A 15153-nucleotide genomic window follows, 5' to 3' on the forward strand; every position below is an offset into this window, starting at 1 on the left:
GCGCGCAGCTTGTCCGGGTCATCACGGAAATGCCAGCCCTCGTCGGCCCAGGCCATGCGCTCCTGCACCATGACCAGGTTGACCCTGTCGCCGCCCCGCAGCGGATAGCTGACCATATGGCGCTTGGGCGCCATGTGGACGCGGGCCACCGGCGGGTGCCCGACCTTGTTGGCAATGGTCGCGCGCCAGGCCACCTGGCGGGTGAAGAAGGGGGCCGAAGCACCGTTCAGCGCCTGCCGGGCCCTGGAATGCAGCCCGTCGGCGCCGATCACCAGCCCGCCCTGCTGCACCACGTTATTGGCAAGATGCAGCTCGGGACAGGCGCCCGGCACCACCTTTTCCACCTTTTGCAGCAACCGCACCTTGACCCCGGCCTCGCGCACCGCCTCGCCCAGAAGGTCGATCAGGTCCGATCGGTGGATGAAGAAATAGGGCTGATCCTCGGGCAAGAGGCCGAGATCGAGCCGCGCCACCAGATCACCCCGCCGGTAGTCGCGCAGCTCCACCGCCTGCCCGCGCACCGCGGCGGCGCGGAAGCGATCGCCAAGGCCCAGCGCCCGCAGAACGCAGAAACCGTTGGGGCTGATCTGCAATCCGGCGCCGACCTCGGATATGCTGCCCGACTGTTCCAGCACCGTCACATCCGCGCCCCGCGCCCGCAGGGCCAGCGCCGCGGTCAGCCCGCCGATTCCGGCGCCGACGATGGTGACTTTCTGGTTCTCGAGACTCATGCTTCCTTTTGATACGAAAAACGCCGGGAAAAAAACCCCGGCGTCCTGCATCTCTTACATTTGTCGGCGCGTCACTCGTCGCGATGGACCTTTTCGCGGCGCTCGTGACGTTCCTGAGCCTCGAGGCTCATGGTGGCGATCGGACGCGCGTTGAGCCGCTTCAGCGAGATCGGCTCGCCGGTGACGTCGCAATAGCCGTATTCACCTTCGTCGATCCGGCGCAGCGCGGCGTCGATCTTGGCCACCAGCTTGCGCTGACGATCGCGCGTGCGCAGTTCCAGCGCACGATCGGTTTCCTCGCTGGCGCGGTCGGCGACGTCGGGAATATTGCGGGTGCTTTCCTGCAATCCCTCGATCGTGTCACGGCTGTCGTCGAGAATCTCGTTTTTCCAATTGACCAGTTTGCGACGAAAATATTCCAGCTGGCGTTCGTTCATGAACGGTTCGTCTTCTGCGGGACGATAGTCGTCGGGCAGGAAGTTCTCAGCTTTCATGTCTGCTCCCTCAATGCGGCTAACGTCCGTAACGGTATTTGCTTCAGACATCAGACCCCCCTTCTCTATGGCTGTGGCATTACCCCTTTGCTCGGGGATTGTCACTACCCATAGCACTGCATTGCGGTGAAAATTTGTTCGCGATAGGGTGCCGGCGAAATCAAGGCTACGCGCAGGGAAACACGCATGAAATTCGAAGGCACCAAAACTTACGTGGCAACCGAGGACCTGAACGTCGCGGTCAATGCCTCGGTGGCGCTGGAGCGCCCGCTTCTGGTCAAGGGCGAACCCGGCACCGGCAAGACCGAGCTGGCGCGCCAAGTGGCAGAGGCGCTGGGCCTGCGGATGATCGAATGGAACATCAAGTCGACCACCAAGGCCCAGCAGGGTCTTTACGAATACGACGCGGTCAGCCGCCTGCGCGACAGCCAGCTCGGCGATGAACGCGTCCATGACGTCAGGAACTACATCAAGAAGGGCAAGCTCTGGGAGGCCTTCGAGGCCGACGAAAAGCTGGTGCTGCTGATCGACGAGATCGACAAGGCCGACATCGAGTTTCCCAACGACCTGTTGCAGGAACTCGACAAGATGGAGTTCCACGTCTACGAGACCGGCGAGACGATCCGGGCCCGGCACCGCCCGATCATGATCATCACCTCGAACAATGAAAAGGAACTGCCCGACGCCTTCCTGCGCCGCTGTTTCTTCCACTACATCCGCTTCCCCGATCACGAGACGATGAAAGAGATCGTCGAAGTGCATCATCCCGGCATCAAGGAGCGGCTGCTGACCACCGCGCTGACCCAGTTCTTCGAGATCCGCGAAACCCCGGGGCTGAAGAAGAAACCCTCGACCTCGGAAGTGCTCGACTGGTTGAAACTGATCCTCGCCGAGGATCTCGACGCCGAGGATCTGGCCCGCGACGGCACCGACGCCCTGCCCAAACTGCATGGTGCGCTGCTGAAGAACGAACAGGACGTGCACCTGTTCGAGCGGCTGGCCTTCATGGCCCGCTCAAGGCGCTGACACCGGCTTCTGCCGCCCCAAAGGTTCGGACGCGGCGGCGCCCGGCCTCGTGATCCTTGGCCGCAACGGGTTTTGCGGCCATACTGGCGCGAAAAAGCCCCTTCACGAACCGCCCGCCGCATCGCGGCCGGGCCGCATGACCGGAGCAGAGCAGATGTCGCAAACCGATGACGGCCTGAAGATCCGCCCCTTGAGGGCCTCGGACCAAGCCCGCTGGCGTGTCCTGTGGACCGGCTATCTCGACTATTACGAAACCGTCCTGCCCGGCGAGGTCTATGAAAGCACCTTCGCCCGGCTGCTGGGCGACGATCCGCAGGATTTCTCCTGCCTGGTCGCCGAGCGCGACGGCATGCTGCTGGGGCTGACCCATTACCTGTTCCACCGTCACGCCTGGAAACTCGAAAACGTCTGCTATCTTCAGGATCTCTACACCGCCCCCGAGGCGCGGGGCGGCGGCGTGGCGCGGCGGCTGATCGAGGCGGTCTATGCGGCGGCCGATCAAGCCGGGGCCCCCGGTGTCTACTGGCTGACCCAGGATTTCAACCACAGCGCGCGGCGGCTTTATGACCGGGTCGGCAAGCTGACCCCCTTCATCCGCTATCAGCGCCCGTGATGCGGCGGCTGTTTCTCCCGCTGTGCCTGCTGCTGCTTGGCGCCTGCGTGTCTCCTCGGTCGGACGACACCGCCAGCCGCGCCGCCGTGGCCAGCAGCACCCTGCCGCCGATGAAGGTCTTTGCCGCGCCGCGACCGACACCGCCGGCGCGTTCCAATCGCGACATCGCGCGCGACTTCCTCGACCTCAGCTTCCGTATGGAAAGCGGGCGCGCCCTGCCGGTAATGACCCGGTTCGAAGGGCCGATCACGGTGCGGGTGACCGGCAAGCCCCCGGCCAGCCTTGCCGCCGACCTGACCCGGCTGCTGCACCGGCTGCGCAACGAGGCCGGGATCGAGATTTCCCTGACCCGCGCCGGCAGCGCCAATATCACCATCGAGGCCGTCAGCCGCGCCGAGATTCAGCGCGCCCTGCCGCAGGCCGCCTGTTTCGTGGCCCCCAACATCACCTCTCTGGCGCAGTTCCGCAGTGCCAAGCGGCAGTCCAAGACCAATTGGGCGGCATTGCAGCGGCGCGACAGGATCGCCGTCTTCCTGCCCAATGACACCAGCCCGCAAGAGGTCCGCGACTGCCTGCACGAAGAGCTGGCCCAGGCGCTGGGGCCGCTGAACGATCTCTACCGGCTGAGCGACAGCGTCTTCAACGACGACAATGTACACGCGGTGCTGACCGGCTTCGACATGCTGGTGCTGCGCGCCTATTACCATCCCGATCTGGCCAACGGCATGACCCGTGACAGGGTCGCCGCCCGCCTGCCCTCCCTGCTGGCGCGGATCAACCCGGCCGGCGAAGGGCGCAGCGCCGCCCCCCTGACGGCGACGCCCCGCGACTGGATCGAGGCGGTGCAGACCGCCCTCGGCCCCGGCGCCGGCCAGGGCACGCGCCGCCGATCGGCGCTGACCGCGCTGGCCATCGCCCAGCGTGAAGGCTGGCAGGATCATCGGCTGGGCTTCAGCTATTTCGCCCTCGGCCGGCTGATGCAGGCCCGCGACGCCGAAAAGGCCCATGGCTATTTCAAGCTGGCCGACGCCGCCTATCGCCGCAGCCCCGACAGCGCCCCGCATCAGGCCTTTGTCGCCACCCATCTCGCCGCCCACGCGCTGTCGGCCGCAGAGGGCGACACGGCGCTGCGGCTGATCGCCCCCCATCTCGAGGTCGCGGCCCGGCACGAGAACGCGGTGCTGCTGACGACCCTGATGCTGCTGCGGGCCGAGGCACTGGAACTGGGCGGGCGGGCGGACGAGGCCACCAATGTGCGGCTGGACAGTCTCGGCTGGGCGCGCTACGCATTCGGCCCGGATTGGGCGGTGCGCGCCAAACTGCGCGAATTCGCAGCCCTGAACCCGGCCAAAAGGAGGTACTGAAGGTCATGTTCGTTCTCGCCGGAGCAATTCTCGGCGCCCTGACCGGCGCTTTGATGGCACGCAGGCGCCGGGGCGCCGCGCTGGACATCCTGCAATATGCGGTGGTCTATGCGATGGTCTTCGCCCTTGTCGGCCTCTTCGCCACCCTCGCCCTGCACCGGCTGATGGTCTAGGCCATGTTCCTGCCGTTCTTCGAAAACCTGCGATCCGGCGGCGTGCCCGTGTCGCTGCGCGAATACCTCAGCTTTCTCGAGGGCGTGAAGGCGGGGCTGGTGACCTATGACGTCGACGCGTTCTACTATCTGGCGCGCGCCGTCATGGTCAAGGACGAGCGCAACCTCGACAAGTTCGACCGCGCCTTCGCCGCCACATTCTCGGGTCTCGAGACCCTCGCGCTTCAGGACATGCTCGAGGCGGTGGACATCCCCGAGGAATGGCTGCGCAAGATGGCCGAGAAACACCTCTCGGCCGAGGAAATGGCCGAGATCGAAAGCCTCGGCGGCTTCGACAAGCTGATGGAAACCCTCAAGGAGCGGCTGAAGGAACAGGAAGGCCGTCACCAGGGCGGCAGCAAGTGGATCGGCACCGCCGGCACCTCGCCCTTCGGCGCCTATGGCTACAATCCCGAAGGGGTGCGCATCGGCCAGAAGGAAAGCCGCCACCGGCGCGCGGTCAAGGTCTGGGACAAGCGCGAGTTCCGCAATCTCGACGATTCGGTGGAACTGGGCACCCGCAACATCAAGGTGGCGCTGAAACGGCTGCGCCGCTGGGCCCGCGACGGCGCCGCCGAAGAGCTTGACCTCGACGGCACGATCCGCGCCACCGCCGAACACGGCTATCTTGACGTGCAGACCCGGCCCGAAAGGCGCAACGCGGTCAAGGTGCTGCTGTTCCTCGATATCGGCGGCTCGATGGATCCGCATATCCGGGTGGTGGAGGAGCTGTTCTCGGCGGCCCGCTCGGAATTCAAGCACATGGAGCATTTCTATTTCCACAACTGCCTTTACGAAGGCGTGTGGAAGGACAACCGCAGGCGCTGGAACGCCCAGACCCCGACCCACGAGGTGCTGCGCACCTACGGGCCCGACTACAAGTGCATCTTCGTCGGCGACGCCTCGATGTCGCCCTATGAGATCGCCTATCCCGGCGGCGCCAACGAACACTGGAACGCCGAGGCCGGCCAGGTCTGGCTCGAGCGCGCCCGCGCGCAATGGTCCGCCAACCTGTGGATCAACCCGGTGCCCGAGAAACACTGGGGCCACACCCATTCGATCGGCATGATCCGCGAGATCTTCGAGGATCGGATGGTGCCGATGACCCTGAACGGGATCGAGACCGGAATGCGCGAGCTGACCCGCTGACCACCAAGGCGCCGGCCCCGGCGCGCTTCGACGCCCCGCCGCTTGCCCTTTGGCCCGGCGCGGCCCATATCTGGACCATGCTGCGTTTCACCCCGATCCTTCTGGCCATCGCCTATGGCCTCCTGATGTACCGCTTCTCGGCCTGGCGCATGGCGCGCGAGCTTGACGCCAGGTCCAGCGAGCTGGCCGACCCGCTGCTGGTGCCGCTGATCCGCAGGATGGCAGCGGCGCTCGACCTGCCGCGGATCCGGGTCCATATCTACGAGATCGCGCCGGTCAACGGGCTGGCGGCGCCCGACGGGCGCATCTTCATCACCCGCGGCTTCTACCAGCGCTACCGCGACGGCGCGGTCAGCGCCGAGGAACTGGCCAGCGTCATCGCCCATGAGCTGGGCCATGTGGCCCTGGGCCATTCACGCCGCCGGATGATCGATTTTTCCGGCCAGAACGCGCTGCGCACGGCGCTGGCGATGGTGCTCGGCCGGTTGTTGCCCGGGGTCGGCATCTGGCTGGCCAATCTGGTCATCACCACCCTTGCCGCGCGCCTGTCGCGCGACGACGAATACGAGGCGGATTCCTACGCCGCCGCCCTGCTCAGCAAATCCGGCATCGGCACCGGGCCGCAGAAATCGCTGTTCCGCAAGCTCGAAGCTCTCTCCGGCCCGCGCGGCACCCTGACCCCGGCCTGGCTCCTGAGCCACCCCAAGACCGCCGACCGCATCGCCGCCATCGAGGCGCTGGAGCAGAAATGGGGCCTCGCCGACCCCCGTTAGAGCGGTCTTTCTCTTGCCGGAAATATCCCGGGGTGAGCGTTGAAAATGCCCGCATTTTCAACGTGAGGGGCAGCGCCCCTGCCCGCCGCCTACCCCAGCGCCTTGGCCAGGCGCGGCAGCCGCGCCTTCTTCAGCAGGCGGCGCATCTCCCAGGGCGCGCCCGACAGCCGCTCGGCCTCGGCGCGCACGGTTTCGGCGACGGTTTCCACCAGCGCCGGATCCCGGGCCCAGATCTCGCGCAGCAGCCCGTCGGGATCGCGCCGGTCAAGCCCCTCCTCGGCCAGGATCCCGCGCGGAAAATCCTTCGCGTTGACGGTGATGATGGCATCTGCCGAACCGGCGATCGCCGCCGCCAGCACATGCACGTCCTGCGCGTCGGGCAGGTAGAGCCGGTTTTCCAGCGAGGGTTTCCAGCGCACCTCGGCCCCGGGCCAGGCGGCGCGCAGCAGCGCGATCTCGCCGCGCGCCTGGGCTTCGCCGCCGGGGCCCAGCTTGCGCGCCGCGCGGGCCCATTCCTCGAGGATGCGCGCCGACCACAGGGGCTCGAAGGCACCGCCCCGGGCGACCCCGAGCAGCATCTCGCGCATCACCGTCGGGTAGATCACGCAGGTATCCAGCAGGTAGCGGGTCACAGGCGGAAGAACAGCGCCTTGAGATAGCCGCTCTCGGCCAGCTGCGGCAGCAGCGGGTGGTCGGGCCCGGCAAAGCCGGTATGAATAAGCTGCGCCTGCCGCCCGGCACGGCCGATGCCGCGCACCGAGGCGCCGCGAAACTTCGTCAGATCGGCGGCATGGCTGCAGGAACACAGGCCCAGATAGCCGCCCTCGGCCACCAGCGGTGCCGCCAGCCGCGCCACCCGCTCATAGGCCCGCAGCCCCTTTTCCAGCGCCGGCTTCGAGGGCGCGAAGGCCGGCGGATCGCAGATCACCACGTCAAAGCGCCGCCCCTCCTCGGCCAGCGCCGCCATGACCTCGAAGGCATCGCCGCGCCGGGTGGCGAAACGCGGCGCGACCCCGGCCGCCGCCGCACCGCCCTCGGCCAGCGCCAGCGCCGCCGCCGATCCGTCAACCGAAAGCGCCGAGGCCGCGCCGCCGGCAAGGGCTGCAAGGGCAAAGCCGCCGACATGGGAAAACACGTCCAGCACCTCGGCCTCGCGGCAAAGCGCGGCGGCAAAGCCGTGATTGGGGCGCTGGTCGAAGAACAGGCCGGTCTTCTGGCCGCCGGTAAGATCGGCCATGTAGGTGGCGCCGTTCATCCGCACCGGCACCGGGGCGGCGGGCGCGGCGCCCAGAAGCACCGCGTTGTCACCGTCCAGCCCCTCGAGGCCGCGCGCCCGGCCCGAGCCGTTCTTCAGCACCGTCGTCACCCCGGTGACCTCGGCCAGGGCCGCCGCCAGCTCGGGCAGCAGGCGCTCGGCCCAGGCGGCATTGGGCTGGAGCACGGCGATATCGCCGAACCGGTCGATCACCACCCCGGGCAGCCCGTCGGCCTCGGCGTGGACCAGCCGGTAGAAGGGCTCGGGGTACAGCCGCGCCCGCATCTCCTGGGCACGGGCCAGCCGCGCCACCAGCCAGTCACGGTCGATCCGCGCCGCGGGGTCGCGGTCCAGCATCCGCGCCGTGATGCGCGAGTTGGGGTTGACCGCCACCAGCCCCAGCGGGCGGCGCTCGCCGTCCTCGAGCAGGGCGATCGCGCCCGGCGCGATCTTTCGGGTGCGGCGGTCGACCACCAGTTCGTTGTCGTAGACCCAGGGAAAACCATGCCGGATGGCACGGGCATTGGCCTTGGGCTTGAGGCGGATCACGGGAGTTGTAGGCGCAGTCATGCGCCCCTCCTAAAGTCTATTTCGGGCTCTGAAAAGGGGCTTCGGGTCGCGGCGCTCAGCCCCCCGCGCCGCCATTCGCTCCGCGCTCGCGCGATCGCCATCCGCCGCGACGCCCCGGGGTGGTGATCCGGGTCAGCCCCTGTTGCAGGATTTCGGTCATCGGATGGTCCGGCCAGGGGTCGCGATACAGCGCCAGCAGCGCCGTGATCGCGGCGGCGGTGTCGCGCCCCTCGGGCAGGGACAGCGCCCAATCAAGAAAGATGCTGCGGCACTGGGCATCCGTGATGCCCTCGATGCGATAGCTTTCGCGGATCAGCCCCTTGGGGTCGTTATCCTGTTCAGACATGGGTTCCGTCCTGTTTCACATCCCGCGCCAGTGACGCCTCGATCAGCCCCTCGGCCCGCGCCGCAGCGCGTTCCAGCGAGGCTGCCAACGCATCGAGCGTCGCCTCGCCGGTTTCGCGCAGCAGGAAGGCCGCCCCCCCGGCGCCGATCGCCTCGGGGCTCATTTCCTGTTCGCTCAGCAGCTTCGAGGCCACCTGCACCTTCCAGAAAAGACCGTAATCCTGTTGCAGGGCTGCGCAATCCGCGGCATCCAGCCAGCCGATTGCGACGCCTGCGGCAAGCCCGGCCGCCACCGAGCGCCCGGGGCTGCCGGCCATCAGCGCCGCCGCCTGGGCGGTAAGCTCGATGTCCTGAAGGCGCCCGGCGCCGATCTTGGCGTCCCAGATGCTGTGCGGCGCCTTGGCCGCCGCGATCCGCGCCCGCATCTCGGTCACGTCCCTGCGCATCGCGGCAGCGTCCGAGGGCCGCGCCAGCAGCGCCTGCCGGAAGGCCTCGATCTCTGCCATCAGCGCCCCTTCGCCGGCCACCGGCCGCGCCCGGGTCAGCGCCAGGTGCTCCCAGGTCCAGGCCTGGGTGCGCTGGTAATCGCGAAACGAAGCCACCGAGGTCGCGACCGGCCCCTGCGTTCCCGAGGGGCGCAGACGCATGTCGACCTCGTAAAGCCGCCCCTGCGCCATCGGCGCGCTGAGCGCGGTGACCAGCGCCTGGGTCAGGCGGGCGTAATAGGCGCGGCTGGCCAGCGGCCGGCGCCCTTCCGAAAAATCGACCCCGTCGGCGTCGTAGATCACGATCAGGTCAAGATCCGAGGTCGCGTTGAGCCGCCCGGCCCCCAGCGACCCCATACCCAGAACCATCGCCCCGCGCCCCGGGCAGGGCCCGTGTTTCTCGGCGAATTTGCCGGCCACCACCGGCCACAGCGCCGCCAGGCAGGCCGAGGCGAGATCGGCATATTGCTGCCCCGCCTCCTCGGCCGAAATCAGCCCCCGCAGGTGATGCACGCCGATGCGGAAATGCCATTCCTTGGCCCAGCGCCGCGCCGCGTCCAGCCTGCCCTCGTAATCATCGCCCTCCTGGTCCAGCTTCGCGGCCAGCTCGGGGCCCAGCGCCTCGGCCCCCGGCCAGGCGTCGAAGAAGGCGCCGCCGATCACCGCGTCGAACACGCCGGAATTGCGCGACAGGTGGCGGGCCAGCGCCGGCGCGGTGCCGACGATGTCGACCAGAAGATCGACCAGCTGCGGATTGGCATCGAACAGCGAGAACAGCTGCACCCCCGCCGGCAGCCCGGCCAGGAACCCGTCCAGCGCCATCAAGGCCTGATGCGGATGGGCGGTGCCCGAAAGCCGTTCCAGCAGCTCGGGTTTCAGCCGGTCGAAGATCTTGACCGCGCGCTCCGAGCGGAAGGCGGGATAGGTCCGCCAGCGCCCGATGATCTCGCTGTCGAGCCCGTGCGCCGGGGCCGCGCGCCCGGCATCGGGGGCAAAGAACCCCTCGGTCAGCTCGTGCACCTCGGTCAGGCGGCGGCGGATGTCGCCGGTCATCTCGTCGAGATCACGCCCCATCAGGCAGGCGATGCGCTGCAGGCCCTCGGGGCTCTTGGGCAGGTCGTGGGTCTGGGCATCGTTGACCATCTGGATGCGGTGTTCGACCTCGCGGTGGGCGCGGTAGTGGCACGCAAGGCGTTCGGCCACATCCGCCGGCACCCAGCCCTTTTCCGCGAGCCGGCCCAGCGCCGGCACGGTGCGGTTGTCGCGCAGATCGGGGTCGCGCCCGCCGGCGATCAGCTGCCGGGTCTGGGTGAAGAATTCGATCTCGCGGATGCCGCCGCGCCCGAGCTTCATATTGTGCCCGGCAAGCTGGATCCCGCCGCCCAGCCCCTTGTGCTCGCGGATGCGCAGCCGCATGTCATGGGCATCCTGGATGGCGACGAAATCCAGATGCTTGCGCCACACGAAGGGGGTCAGGGATCTGAGAAACCGCGCCCCGGCCTCGAGATCCCCGGCCGAGGGCCGCGCCTTGATATAGGCAGCGCGCTCCCAGGTCCGCCCGAGGCTTTCGTAATAGCGCTCCGCCGCCTCCATCGCCAGGCAGACCGGAGTCACCGCCGGGTCGGGCCGCAGGCGCAGGTCGGTGCGGAACACATAGCCTTCGCCGGTGAGATCGTTGAGCATCGCCGCCATGCGCCGCGTGGCGCGCACGAAACTGGCGCGGGCATCGTGGAAATCGGCGGGATCGAACCGGGTCTCGTCGAACAGGCAGATAAGGTCGATGTCCGAACTGTAGTTCAGCTCGCGCGCGCCCATCTTGCCCATGGCCAAAGACACCATGCCGCCGGCGGTGGCAATGTCCGCCTCGGTCTGTCCCGGCAGTTTCTTGCGGCGGATCTCGTTGCCGATGGCGGCCTTCAGCGCCAGGTCGCTGGCCAGGTCGGCGTAATCGGTCAGCGCCCCGGTCACCTGTTCCAGCGACCACACCCCGGCAAGATCGGCCAGCGCCGTCAGCAGGGCCACCCGGCGCTTGCCCATGCGCAGCGCGCTGGCCAGCTGATCCGGCGCGGTGTCGCGCAGCGCGTCGAACAGGGTCTCCAGGGCCGCCTCGGGGTCGTCGACCCCCTGCGGCAGCCAGGCGCCTTCCTTCTCGATCAGCGATTTCAGATAGGGGCTGCACCCGGCGGCGCCGTGGATCAGCCGCGCCAGGTCGCCGGAAAACTGCGGCACCAGCGCCAATGTGTCATCGCCGCGATCCTTGTCGAAGGCGGTCGGCAGGCGGGTTATGCGGGATGAAAAGCTCATGGGGCAAAATGGCCATGGCGCGGCGGCAAGGTCAATGCGGCAATTGCCGGCCCCGAGGGGAAAACCGCGTGCCGCGAAGGCTTTGCCAGACGGGTTTGCCAGACGGGTTTGCCAGTGGTGCGGGTGAAGGGACTCGAACCCCCACGCCTCGCGGCGCCAGAACCTAAATCTGGTGCGTCTACCAATTCCGCCACACCCGCACGGTCCGCGCCTCTTAGCAAAGCCGCTACGGGGATGCGAGCATAATTTTCCCTCACGCCCCCAATTCGCGCAGCACCTGCGGCAGCATCTCGGGCAGGTCCTCGGCGATCAGCCCGGGGCCGAAGGCACGCGCGCATGCGACATGCAGCCAGGCGCCGCTTTCGGTGGCCTGCATCGGGGCCAGGCCGCGGGCCAGAAGGCCGGTGATGAACCCGGCCAGCACGTCTCCCGAGCCGGCGGTGGCCAGCCAGGGCGCCGCCCGCTCGTAATGCGCCGAATTGAGGCTGCACCGTCCCGAGGCATCGGCAATCACCGTATCCGGCCCCTTGAACAGCACCGTGCAGCCCGCCCGTTCGGCGGCCGCGCGCGTGGCGTCCACTTTGGAAAAGGCCGGACCCCTGGTGGCCGGCGCCACCAGCTTGGCATGGATGTCCGGGAACAGCCGCCTGAACTCCCCCTCATGCGGCGTCAGCACGCAGCCCGGGTGCAGCCTCGCAAACAACTCGTCCGGCGCCCCGGCAAAAGCCGTCAACGCATCCGCGTCCAGAACAACGTAGGGTGCGTGCTCTGCACGCACCGCCACCGGCACCAGCGCCCGCGCCCGCTCGATCCCCAGCCCCGGCCCCAAACAAAGCGCATTGAACCGCGCATCCTGCAAGGTCACGCGCAAAGCCTCGGCATCGCCCACTTCGCGCATCATCACTGCGGTGATCTGCGCCGCCACCTCGGCCTCGGCCTCATGCGGCACGCCCAGCGTCACCAGCCCCGCACCGATCCTGAGCGCCCCGCGCGCCGCCAGCCGCGCCGCGCCGGTCTTGCCCGCACCGCCGGACAGGATGAGCGCATGACCGTGGGAGTATTTGTGCGCCCCACGCTTGCAAACCAGAGCCGACGGGGCTTCGACCAGCCTGACGATCTCTGCCATCGGCACCACCGGGCCGCCCCCGTGCCCCTCATCGGACCGAGCGCCACTCTCAAGGCCGATATCCGCGACAACGACAGTGCCACAGCTTTGCGGTCCGTCATGCAACCGATGCCCGCGTTTTTCGCTATGGAAAGACACCGTCAGATTTGCGCGACCGGCGAAATCCACAGGCTGATCCTCGCCCAGCCATTTGCCACTGTCGGAACACATGCCCGACGGAAGATCGACGGCAACCACCTTGGGATCGCCACGGCCCTTGGCGGCGCGGGCCTGGGCGCCATTCAGAGCCACCGCCAGATGGCGACAGTCGAGAAAAGGCCGCACCAATCCGGTACCGAACAGCGCATCGATGACCAGGGTTTCCTTGGCACCCTCTTCGAATGCGCCGTCAAAGCGCTCATCAACCAGCGGCGCCACCTCCCCCATCTCGCACCACCGCTGACAATTCACCTTCGCATCCGGCGGCAACTTTCCGGCGTCCCCGTACAGAAACACCTCCACCTCCCAGCCTTGCTGATGCAACAGCCGCGCCACCACGAACCCGTCACCGCCATTGTTGCCCGGCCCACAAAGCACGACTGCCCTTTTTCTCTTGCCGGAAATATCCCGGGGGGAGCGTTGAAGCCCGGCTTCAACGTGGGGGGCAGCGCCCCCTTCTGATCCATCGCCCGCCTTTTCCGCCAACTCCGGCCATTCCTCGAAGATCGCCTCGAGCACCCCGCGCCCGGCGCGTTCCATCAGCTCCAGCCCGGTCACCTCGCCCGACTCGATGGCCGCCATCTCGATGGCGCGCATTTGGGCAGCGGTCAGCAATTCGGTCACGGTGTCATCCCCTGCGATTCAATTCAGCGCCTTTTTCGGGCAAATTGCACAAATTTTAGGCACACCTCCCGGTTTCCCCGGCCCCGGCGCCACCGCGTCACCTTAGCCAATTGTGAGCCCGCGGCGAAAGTGGTCTGTGCAATGCGAGAACTCAGGTGAGGAGATTCCCGAGATGAAAAAGATTGAGGCGATCATCAAGCCCTTCAAGCTGGATGAAGTGAAAGAAGCGCTGCAGGATTCCGGCATTCAGGGTCTGAGCGTGATCGAAGTCAAGGGCTTCGGCCGTCAGAAAGGCCACACGGAGCTTTACCGTGGCGCCGAATATGTCGGGGACTTCCTGCCCAAGGTGAAAATCGAGGTCGTTCTGGATGACGACCAGGTGGACGGCGCCATCGAGGCCATCGTGGATGCCGCCAAGACCGACAAGATCGGCGACGGCAAGATCTTCGTCAGCCCCGTCGAACAAGCCATTCGCATCCGTACCGGCGAATCCGGTTCGGACGCCCTGTAACACAACCAGTTTCTAAAAGAAGGACCAAGAGAATGAGCGCAGACGCAGTTCTCCAGCTGATCAAAGACCAGGAAGCGGCCTATGTCGACATCCGCTTCACCGACACCCGCGGCAAGCTGCAACACGTGACCGTGGACGTGGATCTGGTCGACGAAGACTTCCTCGAAGAAGGCTTCATGTTCGACGGTTCCTCGATCGCCGGCTGGAAGTCGATCGAAAACTCCGACATGAAACTGATCCCCGACACCACCTCGGCCTATGTGGATCCCTTCTATGCCGAGAAGACCATCTGCATCCACTGCTCGATCGTCGAGCCCGACACCGGCGAGAAATACGATCGCGACCCGCGCGGCACCGCCGAGAAGGCCGAAGCCTATCTGAAATCCTCGGGCATCGGTGACGTCGCCTACATGGGTCCGGAAGCCGAGTTCTTCCTCTTCGACGACGTGCGTTTCTCGAACACCATCAACAAGGTCTCCTACGAAGTCGACGCCATCGACGCCTCGTGGAACACCGACACCGAATACGAGATGGGCAACACCGGCCATCGTCCGGGCCTCAAGGGCGGCTATTTCCCCGTCAACCCCACCGATGACGCCCAGGACATCCGTTCGGAAATGCTCTCGACCATGAAGCGTCTGGGCATGAAGGTCGACAAGCACCACCACGAAGTGGCCTCGTGCCAGCACGAGCTGGGCCTGATCTTCGACAGCCTGACCAAACAGGCCGACGAGCTGCAGAAATACAAATACGTGATCCACAACGTGGCCCAGTCCTACGGCAAATCGGCCACCTTCATGCCGAAGCCGATCTATGGTGACAACGGCACCGGCATGCACGTGAACATGTCGATCTGGAAAGACGGCAAGCCGCTGTTCGCCGGCGACAAATACGCCGACCTCAGCCAGGAAGCGCTGTATTTCATCGGTGGTATCCTGAAGCACGCCAAGACGCTGAACGCCTTCACCAACCCCTCGACCAACAGCTACAAGCGTCTGATCCCGGGCTTCGAAGCCCCGGTTCTGCGCGCCTACTCGGCTCGTAACCGTTCGGGTTGTGTGCGTATTCCGTGGACTGAATCGCCCAAAGCCAAGCGCGTCGAAGCCCGCTTCCCCGATCCCTCGGCGAACCCCTACCTGGCCTTTGCTGCCCTGCTGATGGCTGGCCTTGACGGCATCCAGAACAAGATCCACCCCGGCGATGCCGCCGACAAGGATCTGTACGACCTGCCCGCAGAAGAAGCAGCAGACATCCCGACTGTTGCCTCTAGCCTCGAGCAAGCTCTGCAGGCCCTGGACGCAGACCGCGCCTTCTTGACCGCTGGCGGCGTATTCGACGACGACATGATCGACGCTTACATCGAGCTGAAATCA

Annotated in this window: 15 protein-coding genes and 1 tRNA gene; 8 read left to right on the forward strand and 8 right to left on the reverse strand. The window is 66.7% G+C overall.

Features of this window, described 5'->3' with window-relative positions; all coding sequences use genetic code 11:
• Together ABZD10_RS05945 and dksA are read right to left on the reverse strand one after the other, a co-directional pair.
• On the reverse strand, window positions 1-731 hold a 731-nt coding region (locus ABZD10_RS05945), incomplete at its 3' end, for an FAD-dependent monooxygenase (protein ID WP_372885224.1).
• A 71-nt stretch (window positions 732-802) separates the two neighbouring features.
• Window positions 803-1225, reverse strand: coding sequence for an RNA polymerase-binding protein DksA (dksA, locus tag ABZD10_RS05950; RefSeq protein ID WP_372885225.1), 423 nt, complete (start codon window positions 1223-1225; stop codon window positions 803-805).
• Window positions 1226-1411: 186 nt separating this feature from the next.
• On the opposite strand from dksA, the gene ABZD10_RS05955 reads away from it, so the two are divergent.
• From ABZD10_RS05955 to ABZD10_RS05980, 6 genes are all read left to right on the forward strand, one after another.
• A complete protein-coding gene (locus ABZD10_RS05955) occupies window positions 1412-2251 on the forward strand; it encodes an AAA family ATPase (RefSeq protein WP_372885226.1) in 840 nt (279 codons plus the stop codon).
• 154 nt (window positions 2252-2405) lie between these two features.
• The gene (locus ABZD10_RS05960) at window positions 2406-2864 is read left to right on the forward strand and encodes an N-acetyltransferase family protein (RefSeq protein WP_372885227.1); all 459 of its coding nucleotides are present in this window, start codon (window positions 2406-2408) and stop codon (window positions 2862-2864) included.
• A complete protein-coding gene (locus tag ABZD10_RS05965; protein ID WP_372885228.1) occupies window positions 2864-4228 on the forward strand; it encodes a DUF2927 domain-containing protein in 1365 nt (454 codons plus the stop codon). Before ABZD10_RS05960 ends, ABZD10_RS05965 begins: the two co-directional genes overlap by 1 nt.
• Before the next feature lie 5 nt (window positions 4229-4233).
• On the forward strand, window positions 4234-4401 hold the full coding sequence (locus tag ABZD10_RS05970; RefSeq protein WP_372885229.1) for a hypothetical protein: 168 nt from the start codon (window positions 4234-4236) through the stop codon (window positions 4399-4401).
• Between the two features lie 3 nt (window positions 4402-4404).
• The gene (locus tag ABZD10_RS05975; RefSeq protein WP_372885230.1) at window positions 4405-5589 is read left to right on the forward strand and encodes a VWA domain-containing protein; all 1185 of its coding nucleotides are present in this window, start codon (window positions 4405-4407) and stop codon (window positions 5587-5589) included.
• Between the two features lie 77 nt (window positions 5590-5666).
• Window positions 5667-6362 carry a M48 family metallopeptidase gene (locus ABZD10_RS05980; RefSeq protein WP_372885231.1) on the forward strand — a complete coding sequence of 232 codons (696 nt, stop codon included), beginning with the start codon at window positions 5667-5669 and terminating at the stop codon, window positions 6360-6362.
• An 89-nt stretch (window positions 6363-6451) separates the two neighbouring features.
• On the opposite strand, the gene ABZD10_RS05985 is transcribed toward ABZD10_RS05980, so the two are convergent.
• From ABZD10_RS05985 to ABZD10_RS06010, 6 genes are all read right to left on the reverse strand, one after another.
• A complete protein-coding gene (locus ABZD10_RS05985) occupies window positions 6452-6994 on the reverse strand; it encodes an RSP_2648 family PIN domain-containing protein (RefSeq protein WP_372885232.1) in 543 nt (180 codons plus the stop codon).
• Window positions 6991-8187, reverse strand: a complete 1197-nt coding sequence (locus ABZD10_RS05990) for an RSP_2647 family RNA methyltransferase (RefSeq protein ID WP_372885233.1) — start codon at window positions 8185-8187, stop codon at window positions 6991-6993. The genes ABZD10_RS05985 and ABZD10_RS05990 overlap by 4 nt, the downstream gene beginning before the upstream one ends.
• 55 nt (window positions 8188-8242) lie before the next feature.
• Window positions 8243-8533 carry a hypothetical protein gene (locus tag ABZD10_RS05995; RefSeq protein WP_372885234.1) on the reverse strand — a complete coding sequence of 97 codons (291 nt, stop codon included), beginning with the start codon at window positions 8531-8533 and terminating at the stop codon, window positions 8243-8245.
• Window positions 8526-11321 carry a glutamine-synthetase adenylyltransferase gene (locus ABZD10_RS06000; protein ID WP_372885235.1) on the reverse strand — a complete coding sequence of 932 codons (2796 nt, stop codon included), beginning with the start codon at window positions 11319-11321 and terminating at the stop codon, window positions 8526-8528. Before ABZD10_RS06000 ends, ABZD10_RS05995 begins: the two co-directional genes overlap by 8 nt.
• A 115-nt stretch (window positions 11322-11436) precedes the next feature.
• Window positions 11437-11521: transfer RNA gene (locus ABZD10_RS06005), tRNA-Leu, on the reverse strand.
• Between the two features lie 53 nt (window positions 11522-11574).
• A complete protein-coding gene (locus ABZD10_RS06010) occupies window positions 11575-13269 on the reverse strand; it encodes an NAD(P)H-hydrate dehydratase (RefSeq protein ID WP_372885236.1) in 1695 nt (564 codons plus the stop codon).
• 172 nt (window positions 13270-13441) lie between these two features.
• On the opposite strand from ABZD10_RS06010, the gene ABZD10_RS06015 reads away from it, so the two are divergent.
• Window positions 13442-13780 (forward strand): P-II family nitrogen regulator, encoded by a 339-nt coding sequence (locus ABZD10_RS06015; protein WP_372885237.1) that lies wholly within the window; start codon window positions 13442-13444, stop codon window positions 13778-13780.
• Window positions 13781-13812: 32 nt separating this feature from the next.
• Window positions 13813-15153: type I glutamate--ammonia ligase (glnA, locus tag ABZD10_RS06020; protein ID WP_372885238.1), on the forward strand; the 1341-nt coding region annotated here is incomplete at its 3' end.

Source organism: Shimia sp., from assembly GCF_041624275.1.
Classification (GTDB): domain Bacteria; phylum Pseudomonadota; class Alphaproteobacteria; order Rhodobacterales; family Rhodobacteraceae; genus Shimia.

Bases quoted from the DNA above. Each gene is read 5' to 3' on its own strand.
- dksA (WP_372885225.1), bottom strand. From the start codon at position 1,225: ATGAAAGCTGAGAACTTCCTGCCCGACGACTATCGTCCCGCAGAAGAC.
- ABZD10_RS05955 (WP_372885226.1), top strand. From the start codon at position 1,412: ATGAAATTCGAAGGCACCAAAACTTACGTGGCAACCGAGGACCTGAAC.
- ABZD10_RS05960 (WP_372885227.1), top strand. From the start codon at position 2,406: ATGTCGCAAACCGATGACGGCCTGAAGATCCGCCCCTTGAGGGCCTCG.
- ABZD10_RS05965 (WP_372885228.1), top strand. From the start codon at position 2,864: ATGCGGCGGCTGTTTCTCCCGCTGTGCCTGCTGCTGCTTGGCGCCTGC.
- ABZD10_RS05970 (WP_372885229.1), top strand. From the start codon at position 4,234: ATGTTCGTTCTCGCCGGAGCAATTCTCGGCGCCCTGACCGGCGCTTTG.
- ABZD10_RS05975 (WP_372885230.1), top strand. From the start codon at position 4,405: ATGTTCCTGCCGTTCTTCGAAAACCTGCGATCCGGCGGCGTGCCCGTG.
- ABZD10_RS05980 (WP_372885231.1), top strand. From the start codon at position 5,667: ATGCTGCGTTTCACCCCGATCCTTCTGGCCATCGCCTATGGCCTCCTG.
- ABZD10_RS05990 (WP_372885233.1), bottom strand. From the start codon at position 8,187: ATGACTGCGCCTACAACTCCCGTGATCCGCCTCAAGCCCAAGGCCAAT.
- ABZD10_RS05995 (WP_372885234.1), bottom strand. From the start codon at position 8,533: ATGTCTGAACAGGATAACGACCCCAAGGGGCTGATCCGCGAAAGCTAT.
- ABZD10_RS06000 (WP_372885235.1), bottom strand. From the start codon at position 11,321: ATGAGCTTTTCATCCCGCATAACCCGCCTGCCGACCGCCTTCGACAAG.
- ABZD10_RS06015 (WP_372885237.1), top strand. From the start codon at position 13,442: ATGAAAAAGATTGAGGCGATCATCAAGCCCTTCAAGCTGGATGAAGTG.